14 protein-coding genes and 1 pseudogene are annotated in these 21,397 nt (G+C 62.6%); 8 read left to right on the plus strand and 7 right to left on the minus strand.

Annotated elements, in window-relative coordinates; genetic code table 11:
- Positions 1–1,029: 1,029 nt before the first annotated feature.
- A complete protein-coding gene (locus BLJAPNOD_RS13435) occupies positions 1,030–7,710 on the minus strand; it encodes a kinesin (RefSeq protein WP_115420173.1) in 6,681 nt (2,226 codons plus the stop codon).
- A 616-nt stretch (positions 7,711–8,326) separates the two neighbouring features.
- Between BLJAPNOD_RS13435 and BLJAPNOD_RS13440 the strand changes: the two genes are divergently transcribed.
- Complete coding sequence (locus BLJAPNOD_RS13440) at positions 8,327–8,695, plus strand: Hpt domain-containing protein (RefSeq protein WP_077503651.1); 369 nt, start codon at positions 8,327–8,329, stop codon at positions 8,693–8,695.
- A gap of 178 nt (positions 8,696–8,873) precedes the next feature.
- The gene (locus BLJAPNOD_RS13445) at positions 8,874–9,194 is read left to right on the plus strand and encodes a 2Fe-2S iron-sulfur cluster-binding protein (protein WP_025427192.1); all 321 of its coding nucleotides are present in this window, start codon (positions 8,874–8,876) and stop codon (positions 9,192–9,194) included.
- Positions 9,195–9,654: 460 nt separating this feature from the next.
- On the opposite strand, the gene BLJAPNOD_RS13450 is transcribed toward BLJAPNOD_RS13445, so the two are convergent.
- Complete coding sequence (locus BLJAPNOD_RS13450) at positions 9,655–10,284, minus strand: DUF922 domain-containing protein (protein ID WP_115420174.1); 630 nt, start codon at positions 10,282–10,284, stop codon at positions 9,655–9,657.
- Between the two features lie 105 nt (positions 10,285–10,389).
- Here BLJAPNOD_RS13450 and folP point away from each other — a divergent pair, with 105 nt between their 5' ends.
- The 3 genes from folP to folK are packed head-to-tail and all read left to right on the plus strand — an operon-like array spanning position 10,390 to position 12,138.
- A complete protein-coding gene (folP, locus tag BLJAPNOD_RS13455) occupies positions 10,390–11,241 on the plus strand; it encodes a dihydropteroate synthase (protein WP_115420175.1) in 852 nt (283 codons plus the stop codon).
- A 14-nt stretch (positions 11,242–11,255) separates the two neighbouring features.
- Positions 11,256–11,624 carry a dihydroneopterin aldolase gene (folB, locus tag BLJAPNOD_RS13460; protein WP_053247535.1) on the plus strand — a complete coding sequence of 123 codons (369 nt, stop codon included), beginning with the start codon at positions 11,256–11,258 and terminating at the stop codon, positions 11,622–11,624.
- Positions 11,614–12,138 (plus strand): 2-amino-4-hydroxy-6-hydroxymethyldihydropteridine diphosphokinase, encoded by a 525-nt coding sequence (folK, locus tag BLJAPNOD_RS13465; protein ID WP_077503648.1) that lies wholly within the window; start codon positions 11,614–11,616, stop codon positions 12,136–12,138. Before folB ends, folK begins: the two co-directional genes overlap by 11 nt.
- Before the next feature lie 72 nt (positions 12,139–12,210).
- On the opposite strand, the gene BLJAPNOD_RS13470 is transcribed toward folK, so the two are convergent.
- Positions 12,211–12,762 carry a hypothetical protein gene (locus BLJAPNOD_RS13470; RefSeq protein ID WP_077503647.1) on the minus strand — a complete coding sequence of 184 codons (552 nt, stop codon included), beginning with the start codon at positions 12,760–12,762 and terminating at the stop codon, positions 12,211–12,213.
- 383 nt (positions 12,763–13,145) lie between these two features.
- Between BLJAPNOD_RS13470 and BLJAPNOD_RS35955 the strand changes: the two are divergent.
- Positions 13,146–13,319: pseudogene (locus BLJAPNOD_RS35955) on the plus strand (molybdopterin-binding protein); the annotation flags it as partial.
- Between the two features lie 9 nt (positions 13,320–13,328).
- Here the strand turns inward: BLJAPNOD_RS35955 and BLJAPNOD_RS13480 are convergent.
- The 3 genes from BLJAPNOD_RS13480 to BLJAPNOD_RS13490 all read right to left on the minus strand — a co-directional run bounded on the left by BLJAPNOD_RS13480 (position 13,329) and on the right by BLJAPNOD_RS13490 (position 16,550).
- Complete coding sequence (locus tag BLJAPNOD_RS13480; RefSeq protein WP_115420177.1) at positions 13,329–14,414, minus strand: TIGR01620 family protein; 1,086 nt, start codon at positions 14,412–14,414, stop codon at positions 13,329–13,331.
- Entirely contained in the window at positions 14,411–15,904 is a 1,494-nt protein-coding gene (locus tag BLJAPNOD_RS13485; protein WP_115420178.1) for a YcjX family protein, read from the minus strand. The genes BLJAPNOD_RS13480 and BLJAPNOD_RS13485 overlap by 4 nt, the downstream gene beginning before the upstream one ends.
- 124 nt (positions 15,905–16,028) lie before the next feature.
- Entirely contained in the window at positions 16,029–16,550 is a 522-nt protein-coding gene (locus BLJAPNOD_RS13490) for a histidine phosphatase family protein (protein WP_115420179.1), read from the minus strand.
- A 413-nt stretch (positions 16,551–16,963) separates the two neighbouring features.
- Between BLJAPNOD_RS13490 and dksA the strand changes: the two genes are divergently transcribed.
- Positions 16,964–17,383 carry an RNA polymerase-binding protein DksA gene (dksA, locus tag BLJAPNOD_RS13495; protein WP_025427181.1) on the plus strand — a complete coding sequence of 140 codons (420 nt, stop codon included), beginning with the start codon at positions 16,964–16,966 and terminating at the stop codon, positions 17,381–17,383.
- Between the two features lie 103 nt (positions 17,384–17,486).
- Here dksA and BLJAPNOD_RS13500 read toward each other — a convergent pair whose 3' ends face one another.
- The gene (locus BLJAPNOD_RS13500; RefSeq protein ID WP_115420180.1) at positions 17,487–18,464 is read right to left on the minus strand and encodes a flagellar biosynthetic protein FliO; all 978 of its coding nucleotides are present in this window, start codon (positions 18,462–18,464) and stop codon (positions 17,487–17,489) included.
- Between the two features lie 275 nt (positions 18,465–18,739).
- Here BLJAPNOD_RS13500 and BLJAPNOD_RS13505 point away from each other — a divergent pair, with 275 nt between their 5' ends.
- A complete protein-coding gene (locus BLJAPNOD_RS13505; protein WP_115420181.1) occupies positions 18,740–21,361 on the plus strand; it encodes a PAS domain-containing sensor histidine kinase in 2,622 nt (873 codons plus the stop codon).
- Positions 21,362–21,397 lie beyond the last annotated feature (36 nt).

A 21,397-nucleotide genomic window follows, 5' to 3' on the forward strand; every position in this document is an offset into this window, starting at 1 on the left:
GTTGTCCCGCAATCGGCCTGGTTGGGTCGGACCCATGCGGCGCGTTGACGCCAGCGTCTCCAAGAGCAGCGTCAGCAACATGTCACGCCTCAATCGCCGATCTGGGCGCAAGGACACGCGCTCAGTGGGAAGATATGGTCAACGCGTTTGGTGGACCACCGTGCCGTTCGCAGCTGCGCCAGAGCGAGCGTAAAGTTAGCCGCATCGGGCAACAGACAGATGCAGATGACGCGTTCAACAGTGCCGCAAGGAGCGGAGCCCTTGCAGTCGTTGAGACCAAGGTTGTTTCCGTCGTTCAATCAGCATCCGTGGTGCGTCTGACGGTCGTGCGGCCACCAGATTTCAAGATCTAGTCGCGACTGCAAACGCTGTCCTTTCGGTGGGAATTCGCGGTAGAGGTCGCATTCCGATCCCCTGAAGGATGCTGCGCGTTTGGCGGCGGGCAGAGCTTGCCACCAATTGTTTGCCGTGAATGGGCACCATCCACTGCGGACGCTTCGTCTGGCTCGCCCTGAATCGCACCACCGCCGAAGCGGCCTGACAGATTGCGCGACAGAAGCTAGCACGTCGGCGCAGGTGAAGCGCAATGCCAGAGTCGCGGCGCCGGTATCGGCATGAGGCATCGCTCGCACGATTGAAGGTCCGTATCAACGCGTCGCATTCTATAAATGTTCAGCGCAGTGGGTAGGGATCCTGCACCGATAGCAATTTCAAGGTGAACCGCGATCGCATCTCCAGTGCCAGAATTCCGTCGGAGGTGCTGCAACCCAAGGACCGGCTTACGGTCGGCCAAAGTTACTTGGCAGTGAGGACGTGGGAAGGGCGCCGGCAGTCAATGTGGTATCCAGATATGCTGTGGTACCATGGTAAGATATCGCGTTCGCGACCGGAGCGGAAAGGCAATAGCCGATGCTGTTCTCGCAACAGCCAAACGGGTGCTAACGAGGCTTTGGCTTCCGTTCTGGCTGTTGATACGAAAACGGCCCCAGCTTGCGATGGGGCCGTCTGATCTTTTCAATTGACGCTGCCTCAGTTGAAGCGGCCGGCCGCGTGGGCGAGCATCGTGTAGACCTTGCCGGTGTCGGAGGTGAGGTAGGTCTGGGTGATACGCTTGTCCGGATCGTTGCGCGCGACGTCGGCGAGCAGCTTTTCGAAGTCGGCGATGTAGCGGTCGACGGCGGTGCGGAACTCCGGTTCGCGGTCGTACTTGCGCTTGATCTCATCGAACGTCTGCTGGCCCTTCAGCGTATAGAGCCTACGGGTGAAGACGTCGCGCTCGCCGCGCTGGTAGCGGCGCCACAGGTCTACCGACGCATCGTGATCGATGGCACGGGCAATATCGACCGACAGCGAGTTCAGCGATTCCACCACGTGCCGCGGATTGCGGGTGTCGCCGCTGCGGGTCGTAGGCTGGCTTTCGGCCGGGCGCTGCGGTGCAGCCGCCGGGGTCTCCTCACGGGAAGCCGCACGCAACAGGTCGCGCATCCAGCCGCCGCCTTCTGCGACCTCGCTGGTGACGGCCTGTGTTGCCGGCTGGGCGCGGACAGGCTGGACTGGGACAGGCTGCTGAACGGCGGCAGGCTGTTGAACGGTTGCCTGCTCGATGCCGAGGCTGCCGCGCAGCGTCGGCGCGGGCTCCTGGCGACGCGGCTCTGCGACCGGCTGCTCGACCGGACGGGTGACAGCAACAGGTGCAGCAGCCACGGGGGCGGCGGCAACCGGCTGCTGGCGCAGCGGCTGGGCGACTTCGAGCTGCGTCGATGACTTGCCGATAATGTCGGACAGTTCCTGCAATGCCTTGATCTGCTCGGCCACGGCACGACGCATGACGGCGGCGTTTTCCTTGGCTTCTTCAGGCAGGTCGAAGGCGCTGCGCTTCAGCTCTTCGCGGGTCATGTCGAGTTCCTTGCGGATCTCGCCTGCCGAGCGACGGATATCGTCGGTGGCACCGCTGAAGCGGCCGATGGCTTCGTCGATCGCGACACGAACGGCGTCGCGCAGCTGGGCTGCCACGCCGTCGGACTTCTTGCCGCTCTCGTTGAGCATGCGCTCGACATCGGAGACCGAGGCGGAGACGCTGCCACGCAGACGGTTCGCCACTTCCTTGGAGCGTTCCTCGGCGTTTGCGAAGGCACCTTCGATCGAGGAGCCGGCATCTTCGCCAACCTTGGCAATCGCCTGACGAAGCGCTTCGGAGGCGCCGAGCGCACGGCCTTCGACCGCCGAGAGCGTCTTATTGACGTCAGCAAACGAGGTCTCGACGCCGGAGCGCAGCGTATCGGCAATCTGGCGCGAGCGTTCTTCGGCGCGCGAGAACACCGCTTCGACCGAAGCACCGGCTTCATCGCCTGCCTGCGCCAGCGCATTGCGCATGGATTCTGCGGCTTCTGCTGCACGCTGTTCGGTGCTCGACAGCAGGCGACCGACGTCCGAGAAGGACTGCTGAATACCGCTGCGCAGGTTGCCGGCAACCAGACCCGAACGCTCTTCGGCGCGCTGGAAGGCGCCGTCGACGAAACCTTCGAGCGCACGCATCGTGCGTTCGATTTCTTCCGAGCGCTGCACGAGGCCGACGGACAGGGTGCGCAGCGCATCCTGGCGCTCCTCGAGCGTGCTGACGAGGTTCGACTGGGCGGCACCCAGGAGATCCGAAGCCTGGCCAAGCACCTTGGAGTGATCCTCGAAGCGCCCGACGATGCCGCCGATCTGCGACAGGGTGGAGGCGGAGATGTCCGAGAGCTTGTCGACCTTGCCTTCAATGAGGCGCGTGGAGGTCGACAGCATGTCGGAGGCCTGGCGCGTGGTTTCGGAGAAGCGGCTGGCGGTTGCCTCGAGCCTCTGGTCCATGTCGCCGAGGTTGTTGCTTGCCTGATCGATGACGGTTGCGATCGCCGTGTTGTTGGCGGCGAGCTGGTCGATCAGGCCGAGGGCCGTCGACTGCAGACGGTTCTCGACCATCTTCATCGCCTTTGCCGTTTCCTCGGCGCGCAGCGAGATGGCGTTGAGCGTCTCGCCGGTGCGTTCGGTAATGGCGTTCACCAATGCAGCATTCTCGGCACGCAGGCGCTCGGTGCTGTCCTGGGTGACGCTGGCGATGCGCTCTGCAGCCTCGCGGCCGGTTGCGGCATACTGATCGATAACAGGACGTGCCTGCTCGTCGATGATGCGCGTGAGCTCCATGGAGCGCCCTGACAGCATCGAGTTGAGTTCGCGGGTGCGATCGTCGAGCGTGCTGCGGATCGCTTCGCCGCGCGCTTCCAGAGCCTTCTCCGCATCGGCAAGGCCCTGCTGGATGTTCTGGGCATGGCTGGCGACTTGTCCATGCGTGGCAGCAAGGCGTGCTGTTGCACTGTCGGAGGCATCGGCGACGGAGCGGGCGAGTTCGGCATGGCGTGCGGCCGTTGCTGCTGCGGTCTGTTCGATCGCATTGGCGAAGTCGGCGTTGCGGGACGCCAGCACATTGGCGAAGTCCTGACCGGCCTTGGAAAGAAGGCCAGCGGAACGCGCTGCTTCCGCGTCGAGTTCCTGAGCTGCATCGCTGACAGCGCCACGAAGGGTGCTGACCACACCTGCGGCCTTGCCTTCGATGCGGGCGGCCTCGGCGTCGAGCTCCTGGGCGACATCGCCCACGGCGCTACGCAGGTTGCTGACGAGGTCGGCCGTCTTGCCCTCGATGCGGCCCGTTTCGGCGTCGATCTTCTGCGTCACTTCGCTGACGGCGCCGCGCAGGCTGGTGACGAGGTCCGCAGTCTTACCCTCGATGCGACCCGTTTCGGCGTCGATCTCCTGCGTCACTTCGCTGACGGCGCCACGCAAGCTGGTGACGAGGTCCGCAGTCTTGCCCTCGATGCGGCCGGCTTCGGCATCGATCTCGTGCGTGACGTCGCTGACGGCGCCGCGCAGGCTGGTGACAAGCACCGCGGCCTTGCCTTCGATGGTGCGGTTGACGTTTTCGAGACCGATGTTGAGGGCACGGTCCATGGTGCCGAGGCGTTCCTCGATACGGTCCGTGCCGGCATTGATGGCGCTGGAGATCCGGCTTGCTGCTTCCTCGCTGGCGCGGTCGATTTCGCCGGCGCGTTCGCCAAGGCTATCGGCGATGCGCTGTCCCGCGTTGCCAACGATCGCGTTGACGCCGTCGACGCTTTCGCGGACGCGATCCTCCAATGAGCCGAGGCTCGTCTCAAGGCGCAGGCCGGTGTCATCGACAAGCGCGTTGACGCTGCCGACGCTGCCGCGAATGCGGCCTTCCAGAGAACCGAGGCTTGTCTCGATCTTGGCACCGGTATCGTCGACAATGGCGTTGACGCTTCCGACGCTATCGCGGATGCGATCCTCAAGCGTGCCGATGCTGGCCTCGATGCGGAAGCCGGTGTCGTCGACGATGGCGTTGACATTGCCGACGCTGTCGCGGATGCGGTCTTCCATCGCACCGAGACGGGATTCGATGCGATTGCCGGTTTCGTCGACGATCGCGCCGACCTTGTCGACGCTGCCGTGCATCCGGCCCTCAAGTGAGCCGAGGCGGGTTTCGATGCGGGCGGCGGTGTCGTCGACGATCGCGCTGACATTATCGACGCCACCACGCATGCGCTCTTCGAGCGAGCCGAGACGGGTCTCGACGCGAGCACCGGCCGCATCAGCAATCGAACCGACATTTGCGGCGCTGTCGCGCATGCGTTCTTCAAGCGCGCCAAGGCTCGTCTCGATGCGCAGGCCGGTATCGTCGAGCCGGTCGTTGAGGCCGTTGATCGACATGTCGACCCGGTTGGTCAGGGTGTCGGCGGCAAGGCTGATCTGGCCTGCGGTCTCCGCCAGCCGCTCGGCAATATTGCCGGTGGTCGAGCGCATGCGGGCTTCCAGCGTTTCGCCACTGCGGTCGATGATGCCGGCAAGCGCGGCCTGGCGCTCTTCGAGCGACATTTCGAGCATGCTGGCGCTGGTGGCAAGGCTGGTGGCAATCGACATGGACTGGTCGGACAGCATGCCTTCCAGCTGATCGCGGCCCTGATCGACGGCGAGGTTGATCGCGTTGATCCGGTCGTCGAGCGTGGCGCGGATCTGCTCGTGGGTCGAAGACAGGGTTTCACGCAGGTGCTCGGCACGGCCGGTGAGCGTCTGTTCGATTTCCGTTGCCTTGCCGGCAAGCGAGGCGGTTGCCTCGGTGGTGCGCGCCGTCAGCGCTTCGGCGATCTGTGCGCTGGTGGCGGTCAGCGCATCCGAAATCTTGCCGACGCGACCGCTGAGGTCTTCGGCGATCCGGGCGCTGGTGTTGGTGAGGGTATCGGAAATCTCGCTGACGCGGCCGCCGAGGTTTTCGGCAACCAGAGAAACGCTGTCCGACAGCTTCTGTTCGATCTCGCCGACCCGGTCCGTCATCGTCTCTGCAACGGCGGTGGCGCGGAACGTCAGGTTGTCGGCGACGTCTTCGGCATGACGGCTCAAGGAGTCCGCCATTTCGTTGGCACGGGCCGTCATCGTCGAGGTGATGTGGGCAGAGCGATCGGCGAGAACGCCATCGAGCGCCGACGTCTGGCTCGACAAGGTTTCTGCAATCGCCTGGCTGCGTTCCGACAGAACACGCTCCAGCCGGTCGGCCGTTTCGCCGACAGCGCCTTCGATCGCGTCCGTCCCGGTCGAAAGCACGGTCGAAAGGGCGAGGGTGCGCTCGGACAGGGTGTTGTCCAGACGGTGCTGGCTTGCAGCGATGGCACTGGTGATCTCGTCGGTCGAACCCGTCAGCGTCTGCTCGATGCGGGCGTGGGCTGCCTGCAGGCCATCGACGAACTGCGCCGTGCGGGTGTCGAGGCCTTCGGTCAGGCGTTGTTCGCTGGATGTCAGGGCGTTGGCAAGCGCATCGGCGCGCTGGCCGAAGCCGTTTTCGATGCGATCCTGTGCCTCGGAAAGAGCCCCCATCAGGCTGCTGGTCTTTTCGGAAAGCACGCTGTCGATGCGGCTGTGAGCGCCGCCGATCAGGTTGCTGAGGTCGGACGTGCGGCTGCCGATCGTCTCCTCGATGAAGTCGTGCGTGGCGCCGAGCGCGGTCGCAAGCGACAACGACTGATCCGAAAGGGCAGAACCGATCTTGTCGATGCTGCCGTCGAGCGCGCTGCCGATGGCATCCGAACCGCCGGTCACCGTTTCGTTGATGCGGTGCAGACTTTCCATCAGTTTGGTGTCGAGCATGCTGGCGCGCTTGTCGAAGGCCGAGGCGAATTCGTGGAAGCGTTCGTCGAAGGCGGTCGCCAGTTGACCAACCGTCGTCTGCAGCTTCTCTTCGAAGAAGCCGCCGCGCAGGTCGAGATCCATGATCGCGTCATCGGCGCTGGAGCGCAGGCTCTGGCGGAAATGTGCACCCTTTTCGTCGAGCGTGGCGTTGAGCGTTGCAAGCACGTCCTCAAGGCCGCCGGCGATCGCGCTCTGGCCGACGCTCAGGCTTTCGTTGAGGTCACGGGTGCGGGCAATCAGCGTTTCGTTCAGCTGGCGGGCGCGCTCGTTGAGAGCCGCATTCAGCTTTTCGGTATTTGCGTCGAGCGACGACGCGCGGGTCTCGAACTGGCCGAGCAATTGCTCGCCGCGCTTGGTCAGCGTGTCGCTCAGCTGATCGAGGCGGGTGTCGAATTCGCTGCTGAGCCCGAGGCCGGCGGCGGTCAGGCCGGAAAGGAGCGAGTCCGTGCGGTTCGTCAGCATGGTGCCGATGTTCTGCAGCGCTGCATCGGACTTTTCGCTAAGAGCCGCGGCGCGCGTATCGATCAGCGAGGCGAAGGCTTCGCCAGAGATCGCGATGCGCGAGGCGATATCTTCGCCCGCCTGGTCGAGATCGTCCTTAAGCTTGCCATGCGCGCCGGCGATGGTCGAGCGGATGCGCTCGGAGTGACCGATGATGGCTTCGCGCTCGAGGCCCAGCTCCTGAACCAGCGTCCGCACGCGCAGTTCGTTTTCACTGTAGCTGCGCTCGAGTGCGTTGACCTCCGAGTGAACAAGCGTTTCGAGTTCGGTGGCGCGGGCAATCGTGCGCTCGATGCCTTCGTTCATCGCGGAGACTTCGCGGCGAACGGCCTGACCGACGGTCATGACCCGGTCGGCGGCAGCGGTTTCCGGCTCTGCCAGGCGAAGCGCCACTTCGGCCATGGAGCGCGCGGCGTTGCGCAGTTCCTGCGCACGGGCGATCATGATGGCGAAGGAGAAGAAGAGCATGACGGGCAGTAGGATGCCGATAGCGACACCGACTGCACCCGGGGTGGCGGCGAGATCGCCCAGCGTGCGGATCTGCCAGATCTGCGGACCATAGAGCAGGTTTGCGACACCAAGGCCGGCTACGGCCCAGACGATGGAGACGAGGGCTGCAACCCGGATGGCGGCACGGTTCGAACGGACGTCGAGGGCGCGCAACATGGCAGCCGGAGAGCGTCGACCATCGTCGTTTGCCGGAGAAAGGGGAGGCGACTTCGGCGCAGGTTCGGGAGCGAGCCCGCGTGCGGCGTCATTTGCTCGCGCGGCGCGGGGTGGTTCCTGCTGAGGCTTGGCATTTCGACTGTGATCGGGCTGGGCAGCCTGATGGGTGGAGTCAGACACATTTTCCTCCGGATCATCCAAGGAAGTCTTGTCGTTAGGGCTCGACTTAAGCTCGTCAAAATCGATCTTAAGGGCCGCTTCCAGAGCCTGGAAGGCCTTTTCGTCAATCGACTCGTTGCTCTTCTTCGTCGCCATAGGGATACGCCTCATTACCTTTTGCCTCCGCCGAAGCGTGCCCATCCAAACCGCGACTGCGGCCGGGCACTGTCTTCACCGGGGCGGTGACGGCAAGATACGCGCATCACATCTACGCAATACCCTACTGATCACCCACATCATTTCCTCGATGGATAGTCGGAATTGTCCCCCGAGGGCACCACTCGCAACGCTTATCCACCGGAACGGTTGCCATTTTCGTACGCAGGCCCGTTCCTAACCGTATCGTAGTGACACATTAGCCGGGTTCTTACAATTAAGAGCACTCAGGCTTCATTAAAATCCTAATGAATTCTTAATGCGATAGAGGGGGTTAGGGCGGAAAAGACAAGGAAAACAGCAGGTTTAACGGTCATTAACCATTTTCCCAGATTCCTGCCTATATTGCGCCCCGTTTTAAGCCGATAGCAGCGCCCGCCCATGGAGGATGATAGCTGCAGAAACTGCAGCGATCGTCCTGTGACGACGCCTGGTGAACAGGCGCGGTCTGGCATGGCGCCCGTGCCACCCTTCGCAGTCAATGCGCAAAAGATGTGCGACGGCAAGGTGGCAGCGGACAAGGACAACACTATACAAACAATAGGGAAATTGGCTGATGGCGGCCCTCAGAATTGCCTTTGAAGCTCCCGATACTCCGGGTAGCTCTTCTTCCTCCGGCAGGAAGCCCATCGACTTTGCCCATCTGACCGCGCAGACGATGGGCGACAAGGCGCTTGAAATAGAAGTGCTGCAATTGTTCGCGCGTCAGGCGCGCAAGGTGATGAAGGAAATCACCGAAGGCGACGGGAACGGACGCGCGCAGGCCGCCCATCAACTGAAAGGGGCAGCCCTTGCCGTCGGCGCCGTCGACGTTGCAGCCGCTGCTGGCGCAATCGAGCAGCGTCCGACCGATCCGGCTCTGCCCGACGTGCTTGCAACGAGCGTGCTTGAGGCCGAGCTGTTCATTCTCAAGCTCTGCCGCTGATCGCAGCCGGCTGGAAAGGCGCATCGCGCACGCTTAAACGCTGCGTCCGCGATGCGCTCACCGGCTGTTGTTGACTGAATGGCCGAATTGTTGGAAGAACCTTCCCTGAATTTGCGCCCGCCGCTCAGCGCGGTTTTGCGCTATCGGCCAGTCCCATCAGCTTATTCCGGAAAGTGACATGACAAAACTTACGATCGTCGCCTTTGATGGCACGCGCCACGAACTCGATGTCGAGAACGGCTCGACCGTCATGGAGAACGCCGTTCGCAACTCGGTTCCGGGTGTTGAGGCCGAGTGCGGCGGGGCCTGCGCCTGCGCCACCTGTCATGTCTATGTCGACGATGCCTGGACGGCGGTCGTCGGCGCTCCGGAAGCGATGGAAGAGGACATGCTGGACTTTGCCTATGACGTGCGTCCAACCTCGCGGCTTTCCTGTCAGATCAAGGTCAGCGACGCGCTGGACGGGCTCGTCGTGCACGTACCCGAACGCCAGGCCTGATCGCGAGCCATCGGCGCCGTAGCCCCTGCTTGGCCTATCGATGCCATGTTTGCCAAAAAAGCGCCTCGCTGGTCGTGTGACGAGCGAGGCTAGGAGGGCGCATCGCACGCAGATGAGGGAGGGAACATCTGCTGCATCAAGACACGCCAGGAGAACCTGTATTGCTGCGTCGTCGGGCTTTGCGCTTGAAGAAACAAAACGACGCTGCTGAGTTCAAGTAACGACAATATTTATACGTCCTGCGACGCCATCATGGCCCGCCAAATCGCTTCCGACAACGCGGAGTTGGATTTCATCTCGCCCTCACGTTTCATGTTTTGAATATAAGCGAGTCGTTCCGCTACAGCTATCGCTAGATTTCACCAATAAAATACTGTGGGTGCGCACGCGCTAGACAGGCAGCGGTCAAGTATATTCCCGCTATGCTTATGCCGGTCATGACGGCTGAACGGCGCCGTGTCTATTCCTGTGTTTTCTGCAGTGTTTGCAGCCGGTACTGCAGCAGCCGGATGATGCGCTTGTCGAAATTGGCCGCCTCCGTCCGGTCGAACCGGGCCTGGTCCTTGTCGTGGGCGGCAATGGCGTCGGCGCTGGCGCGGGTGACGCTTTCCTGCATTTTTTCGCAGTCCGCCTGCGGCCTGAGCGCCAAGAACATCTTCTCCATCTTGCGGGCATGGTTGCGCGCGATCTCGGCGTGGCGTTCCTCGTGGCGCTTGATGTCGCTCGACAACGTATCCCAGACCAAAGCAAGGTCGCGGCTTGCCTGCTTGCGGTATTTCCAGCGGGGCAGAATGATGCGTGTGCTCAGCGTGACGCGGGCGACGCCGACCGCGCAGCGTCCGCCGCGATTGACGTAGGTGATGGTTCCGCCAAACTTGATGCGCGTTGCGCCCGGATGGCGCGCGCCGGTCGACTTCATCATCGGCCCGGCTTTGGAGAGGGCCTTGTCGAGATCCGCCGCCGTACGACCGCCAATCGAGAAATAGGAGAAGCTCTTGCTCATCACCGTCTCGCCGGACGCGGAGCCCAAGGGCATGGCAACCAGAAGGGCAAGAAGGGCAGCTTTGAGCGGGACGCGTACTCGAGACATCAATGCGGAGTTCTCTTTAGTTGAACTTCAATCAAGCTTGGGGCATAGCCAGCGCGGGTGCAACAGCAAATCGAAACGGTTGGCTGCTGGGCATCGTGAGGGGAAATGACTTACAATCCGTTTCAAAATTTTCAGTGGACGCTGGCACATGGCCGTAGCCTCGAACTGGGGCCGCGTGGCGTTTTGATGGCGATCATCAATGTTACCCCGGATTCTTTCTCCGATGGCGGTCGTTTCAGCGACACGGCAGCTGCCGTCGCGCAGGGCAAACGCTGTCTCGAGGATGGCGCCGCGATCCTCGATGTCGGCGGTGAATCGACGAGACCTGATGCCGCTCCGGTGAGTGCCGAGGAGGAACAGAGCCGCATCCTCCCGGTCATCGCGGCGCTTGCGCGCGAGACCGATGCGCTCATATCGGTGGATACCTACAGGGCGGAAACCGCACGCCTTGCCGTCGAGGCCGGCGCCCATATCGTCAACGACGTGCACGGCCTTCAGCGCGAGCCCGACATCGCCCAAATCGCGGCGCAGACCGGAGCCGGGCTGTGCATCATGCACACCGGCCGGGACCGCGAAAAGCTTGTCGATGTGATCGAGGACCAGTTCCACTTTCTCGCACGCTCGCTGCAAATCGCGACGCAAGCCGGCATCGAGCGCGAACGGATCGTGCTCGATCCAGGTTTCGGCTTTGCCAAGGATACGGAAGAGAACCTGGAACTGATGACGCGGTTTGCCGAGTTGCACCGGTTCGAATTGCCGTTTCTGGTCGGCACGTCCCGCAAGCGCTTCCTCGGCGCTGTCACCGGACGAGAGCCGGTTGACCGCGACGCCGCCACCGCCGCAACGACGGCGCTCTTGCGGCTGGCGGGCGGCGCCATTTTCCGCGTACACGATGTCGCAAACAGCAGGGATGCGCTGATGATGGCGGATGCTATGCTGCGTGCAAAGAAGAGCTGACGGGACAAAAAACGATGAGCGCGACCTACACGATCACCCTGAAAAACTGTGCCTTCTTCGCGCGCCATGGCGTTCTCGACGAGGAGGAGTTCCTCGGACAGCGGTTCTTCGTCGATGCGGAGCTCGAAGTGGAGCAGGGCACGGCGCTGGTCGACGATTCGATCGACGACACCGTGCACTACGGGATCGCGTTTACCGAGATCGAGCGCATCGTCACCGGGCGTCGGCGCTACCTGATCGAGGCGCTGGCGCTTGAGGTCGCCAAGACACTCTGCGTGCGCTTCCCGCAGATCCGGCGGGCGAAGGTCTCCGTTCGCAAGCCGAACGCGCCTGTGCCCGGCGTGCTCGACTATGTCGAGGTGACCGTCGAGCATGTCGCCTGACATGAGCGGATCGATCGCGACACTGGGGCTCGGCGGCAATCTGGGCGAGCCACGAAGGGCGATGGCCGATGCCCTGCAGATGCTTGACGCCCGACCGGATTGCGCGGTGCGGGCTGTTTCGCGGCTGTTTCGCACACCCCCCTGGGGCAAGACCGACCAGGCCTGGTTCTTCAACGCCTGCGCCGAAGTCGAAACGACGCTTGGGCCCGAAGCATTGCTCGACGCCTGCCTCGACATCGAGCGTCAGATGAAGCGGGTACGCGACGAGCGCTGGGGGCCGCGGACAATCGATATCGATGTCCTGACCTTCGGCGACATGTCGCTGTCCGAGACCAAGCTGGAACTGCCGCATCCGCGCATGACCGCGCGCGGCTTCGTGCTGATGCCGCTTGCGGACTTCGCTTCCGGCATGAGCGTGAACGGACGGCGGGTCGAAGAGTGGCTGGCAGATGCCGACGTCGCTGGCATCCAGGTGGCGGACGAAGACAGGCATTGGTGGCGGGCACAGGCCTGAGATCGTGGAGGATAAACGAGAAAAGCCCCAGCGTTCGGCCAGGGCTTTTGTGTCTGATCTTTTGGCTGCCTGCTACTTGATCGAGCCGACGGCGATGTCGTCGACCTGGCGGTTGAGGCTCACGCCGATCACCGGTACCATCGTGTTCTCGACCTTGACCGAGATCGTGATGTTCATCGTGGTGTCGTTCTGAAGCCTGGCAATCATCGCGCCGTTCAGCTTCTTGCGGTTGATGCCGACAACGACCTTGTCCTTGGCGACGTTGCCGGACACAACGTCGAGGCCCTTGCCGTCGGCGCCGTCGAGGAATTTACCTGTGTAGCTGTTGCCCTTTTGGGTGATCAGGGCCGACATTGGCTGCTTGAACACGCCAACACGGCAGAAGCCATCGAGCTTGATGCCTGCATCATTGCCGGCAACCGCTTCGCCGGCGAGGTCGCAGGTGAACTTGGTGCCCTTGTATTTTCCGGCGACGATCTCGCCGGGGCCGGTCCATTGGCCGGAGACTTTCTCGAAGAAAGCCTTGTCCTTGCCGCCGGATAGGGCTGGCGTCGCAACGCCGACGGTTGCTGCAAGCGCGAAGGCGGCAGCGCCGCGAGCGATCAAAGAAGGGCGCGAGAACATAAACGATCCTTGATGGGTCAACGTCCGAAACTAGAAGCCACATTTGCGCGCAAATGGTTAATGGACGGTTTCTTTCGGGCGCGTATCAAGGCTTCTTTGTGTCGGCGATGCCTCTTCCGACGTCGCAGATCGCATGGCCGCAAGGCGTGCACCGCGTTCTCACCGTCATGTGCATCGATGCGCGCAAACGTGTTTATGAAACTCTGTTGTATCGGCGTACGTATCCACTTGAAACGCGGAGGTTTCATGATGGCGGCGGACAACGGCACCTCGGAAGCGGATGTCCCGATGGCACTGATCATCCGCCGTCACGGACTTGTTACCCGGCTGACCCATTGGCTCTGGGCACTTGCCCTATTCTTTCTGCTGCTGAGCGGCCTGCAGATCTTCAACGCGCAGCCCTCGCGCCACTCCGCGTGCGTGTCGAGCGGCAACTCGGCTACAAGATGGCGAAGTATATCAGCGCCATCGAGGTTGTTTCGGATCTGTCGACATTCGGTCGTGGAAACGGCGGTTTCTGGGAAGACCTCGGTTACGATTGGTATGCGGGCATCTAGTGCTCGCTTCTAGGTGTCGCCATTTTGGCTGGCTGTGCGACCGGCACCGGGCGCAAGGTCGGAGAGAAAGTCACCGATCCCGGGCCGTTTCAGCGCTTTGAACGGCATCGGGCGGCATAGATCCATGGCGGCGATACCGATGCGCGCCGTCATCAGCCCATTGATCACGCCTTCGCCCAGCCGCGCCGAGAGTTTTGAGGCAAGGCCGTGGCCGAGCACCTGCTGGATAAGGCTGTCGCCGGCGGCGATCGAGCCGGTCACCGCGAGATGGGCGACGACGTCGCGCATCAGCCTGATCATGCCGAGCGTGCCGGGGCGGCCGCCATAGAGTTCGGCCATGGCACGGATCATCCGGGCGGATTCAAAGAGCACATAGCCGAGATCGACGAGGGCGCGCGGGCTGACGGCGGTGACGATCGATACCCGCTTGGAGGCGGAAAGGATGATGCGGCGCGCCTCGCGATCGAGCGGCGTCAACAATTCGCGCTCCGTCAGCTCCAGCAGGTGGGGGCCGTCGATGATCTCGCCTTCGGTTTCCTTAAGACGTGTCCGGCCGCGAGCCGTGCGCGGATTGGCGGCGAGAAGATGGACGAGTTTTTCAGCGGCCGATCGTGCCAGCTTGGTGTTGCCGGAGGTGGCCGCGCTTTCCGTCTCCGTCTTCAAGTTCTGGACGGCCGTCAGTTGCATCATGCCTGAAAGCTCGCGGGCAACGACCACCAGCAGCGCCAGCAGCCCGACGGCAACCACGCCCATCGCGGCATAGCCCAGCCAGTCGGCGCGGGAGAACAGGTCGCGGATCAGGCGATCGACCCAGAGGCCAGCCGCCAATGACAACAGGATGCCGAAGGCGCTCATGGCGATCTTGCCGACGGACAGGCGACGCCTACGCGGGCTTGCCTCGGGCAGAGCGAGGCTCTCGACGCTAAGCGTCGTCTCCCGGAAGGGGTCCTCAGTGTCCGGCGTCATCACCACCTTGTCGTCGAAACTCGCCGGCGCCCGACGGGGCCGGGCGCTTTCCGGGGGCTTCGGCTCCGGATTCGGGTTCACCGAGAAGGCGCCGGGCTTTCGGCCTCGGCTGTTGAAGTCATCGCTCATGCCAGCCGATCTCCGAACAGGAACTGCATCGCCCGATCGAGCCGTATATGGGGTACCGACAGTTTCAATCCACCGCCGGTCTCCTCCAGATGCGGCGGCCGGAAGCGGACGAAACTGAGCTCGGGCATCGGATGCGCATCGCCGAATGTCGTTGCCGATGCATCGGCATCAACCGCCCTAAAAAGAACTTCAGGATCATCCGGCAAGTCACCGGGAAATATGGCGGTTTTCCGTTCACCGTCAAACGTGTCGCCGTTGATCTTCTCGCCGGCGATCGGTGTACCGACGATCACCGGAAGCGTATGCCCGCCGTGGTCGACGGTTGCCTCGCGCGTCGCCCGGACCGAGGCTATCGCCATGACCTCGAGCCCGGCGCCGCTCATGCCGATGCTGGCGGCAGCGCGGCTGACCAGACGCGCTGTGATGCGCTCCAGACGGTCGTGACTTTCGTGATGCAGGTGATCCGCCTTCGTCGCAGCGATCAGCACCTTGTCGATCTTTCGCGTCAGGAAAGACGAGAGCCAGCTGTTGGTGCCCGGGCGGAAGCAGGCGAGCACATCGGCCAACGCCTGCTCCAAATCGAGCAGCGCTTCCGGTCCGCCGTTGATCGCCTGCAATGCATCGACAAGCACGATCTGCCGGTCGAGTCGGGAAAAATGCTCGCGAAAGAACGGGCTGACGACGTGTTTCTTGTAGGCTTCGTAGCGGCGCTCCATCATCGCCCAGAGAGAGCCTTTGGGTGCGCGGCCTTCGGGCAGGTCGGGCAAGGGTGAGAAGGTCAGGGCAGGCGAGCCCTCGAGATCGCCCGGCATCAGGAAACGACCGGGCGGCAGCGTCGAAGGCGAACTCGCATCCGCCTTGCAGGCCTTCAGGTAGGCCGTGAAACTTTCGGCAAGCCGGCGCGCGCTGCTTTCATCCGCAATCGCCGTCGGTCCCGCCGACTGGGCAAGCGTCAGCCAATCCGCCGACAACTTGGCGCGCCCGTGCGTACGGGCGCGGGCCACCGAATTGTCGCTGAACTCCTTGAAATTCTGTGCGAGCAGCGGCAGGTCCAGCAACCATTCGCCGGGGTAGTCGACGATATCGAGCGACAGACGCCCAGCCGAAAACAGCCTGTTCCAACCGCTGGCACTCTCGAAGTCGAGGGTGATGCGAAGCTGGGAGATCGCACGCGTCGAATCCGGCCAGATACGATCGCGCACCAGGGCGGCGATGTGATCCTCGTATTGAAAGCGTGGCACGGCATCATCGGGCTGTGGCTCAAGCCTGATCTTCGAAACGCGGCCGGAGCGCACGGCTTCGAACACCGGCAGCCGTCCTCCGTTCAGGAGATTATGCACCAGCGACGAGATGAAGACGGTCTTTCCGGCCCTCGAAAGGCCGGTGACGCCCAGCCGGATGGAGGGATTGACGAGGCCCGATGCACGATCGGTGAGATTGTCGAATGCAATCAGGGCGTCGTCTTTGAAGCTGGTCAGATTTGGCGCCAAGTCGTGCTATCCCTCGCGGACCTTGCCGCTTTCGTTCATGCGAATGTCTGGAGCCGAGACGTGTGACGGGCCCTTGTTGCCTTGGCGATATAGGAAATATTTCCCGCACCGCAACAATGGCATGTCATTTCGCTTCCCTGGTCGGCAGCATCAGCGATACCAGCGTCGCGGTAGCAGCGCTGCCAGACCCTGCCTGTACGTCCAGGATCGCAAGGGCTGCGGGCGGATAACCATGCGGAAGCACATCGGTCGAAGCCTCGTCTCCAGCAAACCAGTGGAACAGTTCGTCGATCATCGGATTGTGTCCGACGATCATCAGCGAACTCAGATGCCTGTTGGCGTCGATGATGTCGGTGTAGATACTTGCCGGGCCGCTATAGAGTTCATCCACATATCGGATGTCGATGTCTTCGCTGACGGCGCGGAAGAAGGGTTCCGCGGTCTGGCGACACCGCACCGCCGTCGAGCACAGGATCAACTCCGGCCGGATGCCGCGATCGGCGGCCATCTCCGCTATCAACTCTGCCTCGGCAAATCCGACGTCGTCCAGCGCGCGATCGAAATCGCGTTGTCCCGGCAGGGCCCAACCCGAGCGGGCATGACGCAGAAGGAAGAGACGGAAGGGCCTGGCGGCACTGTCTTGCATACATGAGTTCCGGTCGCTGCCGGTCGCGGGGCGCGACCGGATCGTGTACTGCCGGAACAGGTCTTGCGCGTCTGCCGGCGGATCACCACCTTTTCCCGTCGATGATGCAAAGATCAAGCTGCGAGGCGCTTTTTTCAGGGGATTGCCCTCTTGCCGCACGGAGCGGCAAAACCGGATCGCGGACGGCGTCGCGACGGCGGCGGGACATCCAGGTTACAACCGGTCTTCTTGAGGGCGGGTAGGTGATTATCTCTCCGATTAAGATCTCATCTGCAATTTTGATGAAATATTCGCCAGTTAGCCTGAATTGCAAGCATCGTTAAAATACGGTTGAGTGTTTAATCCGAGGCTTGAATCGCGGCTTCCATGGGGCTATACACCGCCGCAATGAGATGTTCTTCAGGAGAATCGCGTTGAGTGAGAAGATCGATCTTAGTACCTTTGTTCTCTCCGAGGACGAGGAATTCATGAATGCCACCCACCGGGCCTATTTCCGGGCCAAGCTAAACGCTTGGAGAAACGACATCCTTCGCGAGGCACGCGAGACACTGGATCACTTGGCCGAGGAGAGCGCCAATCATCCCGATCTCGCCGACAGAGCCTCTTCCGAAACAGACCGGGCAATTGAACTGAGAGCCCGCGACCGTCAGCGGAAGTTGATCTCGAAAATCGATGCGGCATTGCAGCGGCTAGATGAAGGGACCTACGGCTATTGCGAAGAAACGGGAGAACCGATCGGCTTGAAGCGTCTAGACGCCCGCCCGATTGCAACTCTCTCGATCGAGGCGCAGGAGCGCCACGAGCGTCGGGAAAAGGTCTACAGGGACGAATAAGGTCCGGTTTCTGGATCAGTCATCAGAAAAAGAAGAAGGCGCGGTTTGACCGCGCCTTCTTCTTTTGTGCTTCTGCTCGAACCGAGCGACGCCGCAACCTGCGTCAGGGCTTACGCCCGGCAGAGATGTCGGCCAGCATGCGGTTCATCTCTTCCTCGATCGTCGGCTCCTTGCGGGCGTCGTCGAGCGGTGCGCCGAGCAGCGGTTCCTGCCGGGCAGTGGCGGCCACCGTGGCGCGGCTTTCCGGACGCGCTGCCGCGGAAGACGGCGTCAGGCGTTGCAGGTCTCCGCTGATTTCCGCATCGAGGATGCGTTCAAAGTCTGAAAGCGCACTTTGAGCAACGGGCTGTGGCTGCGCGACCGGTGTGGGACGCCGTTCCTGGACCGGCGGTTGAGGCTGCAGCACCCGGCTGCGCGCGGCGTCGTAGATGCCTTCGACCTTATCGGCCGTGTTTGGCTGCATCCCATTCGTGTTCAACTGGGGAACGATTTCTGGCGCCGGTGGCGTGGCCCTTGCGATCGGACGTGGCTCGACGGCCATCGCCGGAGCTGGGCGCTGTTCGACGACAGCACGAACTGCCGGGGCAGGCTCAATGCGCGCAGCAGGCTGTTCCTGAGGCACAGCCACCGGGCGGACCGGCGTTGCCACGGCCGCTTCCGGCTGGGCGACGGCAGGGCGCAACTGCGCCGGCGCTGCGGCCTTCGTCTCCGTTCCGTTGCCGTTGGCAAGCACCGGTTCGATCGGCTTGCGTTCGATGACAGCCGGGCCGTCATTCGCGGAAGCGCTCTCGTCGATCGGGGCAATCCGGCTTTCGATGACGATATCCGTCGGCCCACCGATCATGATCAGATGCTCGACGTCATCCCGACGCACGAGCACCAGGCGACGGCGCGTGTCGACCGCCGCGGCATCGAGCACGGCGAGGCGGGGTTGTCTGTTCTTGCCGCCGCGAATGAAGGGCGACGACGGCCTGTTGCGCATGATCCAGAGCACCGCCACAAGGCACAAAAGCCCGAGCGCAACGGCGCCAGCAGCGATAATAAATCGGCTACCGTTGTCTCCGACGATCGTTTCCATCATAGGCTGAACTCCTTTAGCCTTTCGAGTGGCAGTATTTGACGGCTTTTTTCGGGCTTGGACAAGCACTTCGCCGACATTCCCTGTGAATTGACCGCTGCGCTTCCGCACAGGTGCTTTTTGCTGTTATCTCTGATCGTTAAAGATGATTCCTATCCGAATGATCAAGGGCGTGTCGGCACTGGCCGATTTTGCCTGGCGGATTGCGCGGATGCCGGCCGGAGCGCCGGACCGGACCGGCTTTGCGCCGGGCGGTATTGGCGGCAGATGAGGACCCGATGACGAAATTGCGGCAGTCAGGTGACTACCAGATGCCGGTTGTTGACCGTGGTGTCAGGCCAGGAACCGTCATGCGGATCGTCCTGCTTGCGATCGTTCTGACCGTCTCTGCGATCGCCTTCGTGATCTTCAAGAACGAGCTCGACAACGAGATCGTGCTGGGAATCCTCGGCGTTCTCGCCATGGTCGGGATCTTCTTCCTCGTCTCCTCGGTCATCGGCTTCATCGAGGTGATGCCGCAATCGCGGCCGGATGAGTTGGCGCGCGCCTTTCTCGACGGCCATGAGGACGGCACGATCGTCACGGACCGCAAGGGCCGTATCATCTATGCCAACGCCGCCTACGGCGCACTGACCGGCGCGAAGAACGCCGCCGGCATCCAGTCGCTTGAAACGATCCTGTCGCGAAACCGCGAGGCGACCGAAGCGATCTACCGCCTCACCAACGGCCTGCACGAAGGCAAGCAGGGACACGAAGAATTTCGCTTGCTGAAGCCGCTGGCCACGGGCGCCGCCACCAGCGGCTCCGGTGCCCACTGGTTCCGCCTGAAGGCCCGCGTGCTACCGCTCGAAGACAGCGACCGCAACCCGCTCTATCTCTGGCAGATCGCCGACATCACCACCGAACGCGACGATCAGGAGCGGTTCTTCAAGGAATTGCAGAACGCCATCGACTATCTCGACCATGCACCGGCGGGTTTCTTCTCCGCAGGCCGCAAGGGCGAGATTTTCTACATCAACGCCACGCTTGCGGATTGGCTCGGCATCGACCTGACGAAATTCCAGCCGGGCTCGATGAGCATCGGCGACCTCGTTGCCGGCGAGGGGCTGACGCTGGTGCAGTCGGTGCAGGCCGAGCCTGGCCTGAAGAAGACCAAGGTGCTGGACCTCGATCTGCGCAAGTCCAACGGCCAAAGCCTGCCGGTGCGCATGGTGCACCGGGTGTCCTCGGCACGCGACGGCGCACCGGGCGAAAGCCGGACGATCGTCATGTCGCGCGACGGCGGCGAGGACGAGGACCAGTCGGCGTCGAGTGCTGCGATGCGCTTCACCCGCTTCTTCAACAACACGCCGATGGCCATCGCGTCTGTCGACGGCAACGGTCGCATCCTGCGCACCAATGCACCGTTCCTCAAGCTGTTCTCGGGCCTCGTCTCCCAGGACGACGTCGAGCGCGGCGCGCTGATCGAAACGGTCGTACACCCGACGGAGAAAGGGCGCCTGCACGAGGCGCTTGCGGCCGCCAAGGACCGCCAGGGTGACATCGCACCGATCGACGCCTTGCACCCGGCCGATGGCGAGCGCCACTTCCGCTTCTATATCAATGCCGTCATCGACCAGAGCGATCAGGCTCCGGAAGAAGCGGCGATCATCTATGCGCTTGAGATCACCGAGCAGAAGGCGCTCGAAAACCAGATGGCGCAGACGCAGAAGATGAATGCGGTCGGCACGCTTGCCGGCGGCATCGCGCACGACTTCAACAACGTGCTGACGGCAATCCTGCTTTCCTCCGACCATCTGTTGTTGTCGGCGCGTCCGGCGGATGCAAGTTTTGCCGACCTGATGGAGATCAAGCGCAACGCCAACCGGGCGGCCGTGCTCGTCCGGCAGTTGCTCGCGTTCTCGCGCAAGCAGACGATGCGGCCGACGGTGCTGAGCATGACCGATGTCATCGGCGATCTGCGCATGCTCGTCGATCGCATGACCGGAACCAACGTCAAGGTCGAAGTCGATTATGCGCGCGATCTCTGGCCGGTGCGCACGGATCTCGGCCAGTTCGAGCAGGTGCTTCTCAACCTTGCCGTCAACGCCCGTGACGCCATGCCCACGGGCGGCATCATCACGCTGCGCACCCGCAATCTGCCGTCGACGGAGATTGCAGGTCTCGGCCGGCGCGAGCTGCCGGAGGAGGATTTCGTCATGGTGGAGGTTTCCGACCAGGGAACCGGCATTCCGCCAGAAATTCTCGACAAGATCTTCGAGCCGTTCTTCACCACCAAGGAAGTCGGCAAGGGTACCGGCCTTGGCCTTTCGATGGTCTACGGCATCGTCAAGCAATCGGGCGGCTACATCTATCCGGAATCCGAAGTCGGCAAGGGAACCACTTTCCGCATCCTGCTGCCGCGCCACATCGACATTCCCGAAGTCGCGGGCGAGCAGGCTCAGGGTGGTTCCGTCGGCACGGTCGCGCCGCCGGTCGAAACGGTGGTAAAGCCGATCGCCAAGACCGAGGAACCGACCGATCTCACCGGCGATTCGGCCGTTGTCCTGCTCGTCGAGGATGAAGAGGCCGTCCGCCGCGGCGGCAAGCGCATGCTCGAGACACGCGGCTATACCGTCCATGAGGCAGGCTCTGGCGTCGAAGCGCTCGATATCATGGACGAGCTCGATGGCGCGGTCGATATCGTCGTTTCGGATGTGGTCATGCCTGAAATGGACGGGCCGACGCTCCTGACGGAACTGCGCAAGAAGTACCCGGACCTGAAGTTCATCTTCGTTTCGGGCTACGCGGAAGACGCCTTCGCCCGCAATCTGCCGGCGGATGCGAAGTTCGGCTTCCTGCCGAAGCCTTTTTCGCTGAAGCAACTGGCGGTAGCCGTGCGCGAGATGCTCGATTCCTGAGGCAGTTGCCGACCTATACATCCCAGCAAAAAGCCC

The organism is Ensifer sp. M14 (assembly GCF_003355565.1).
Classification (GTDB): domain Bacteria; phylum Pseudomonadota; class Alphaproteobacteria; order Rhizobiales; family Rhizobiaceae; genus Ensifer.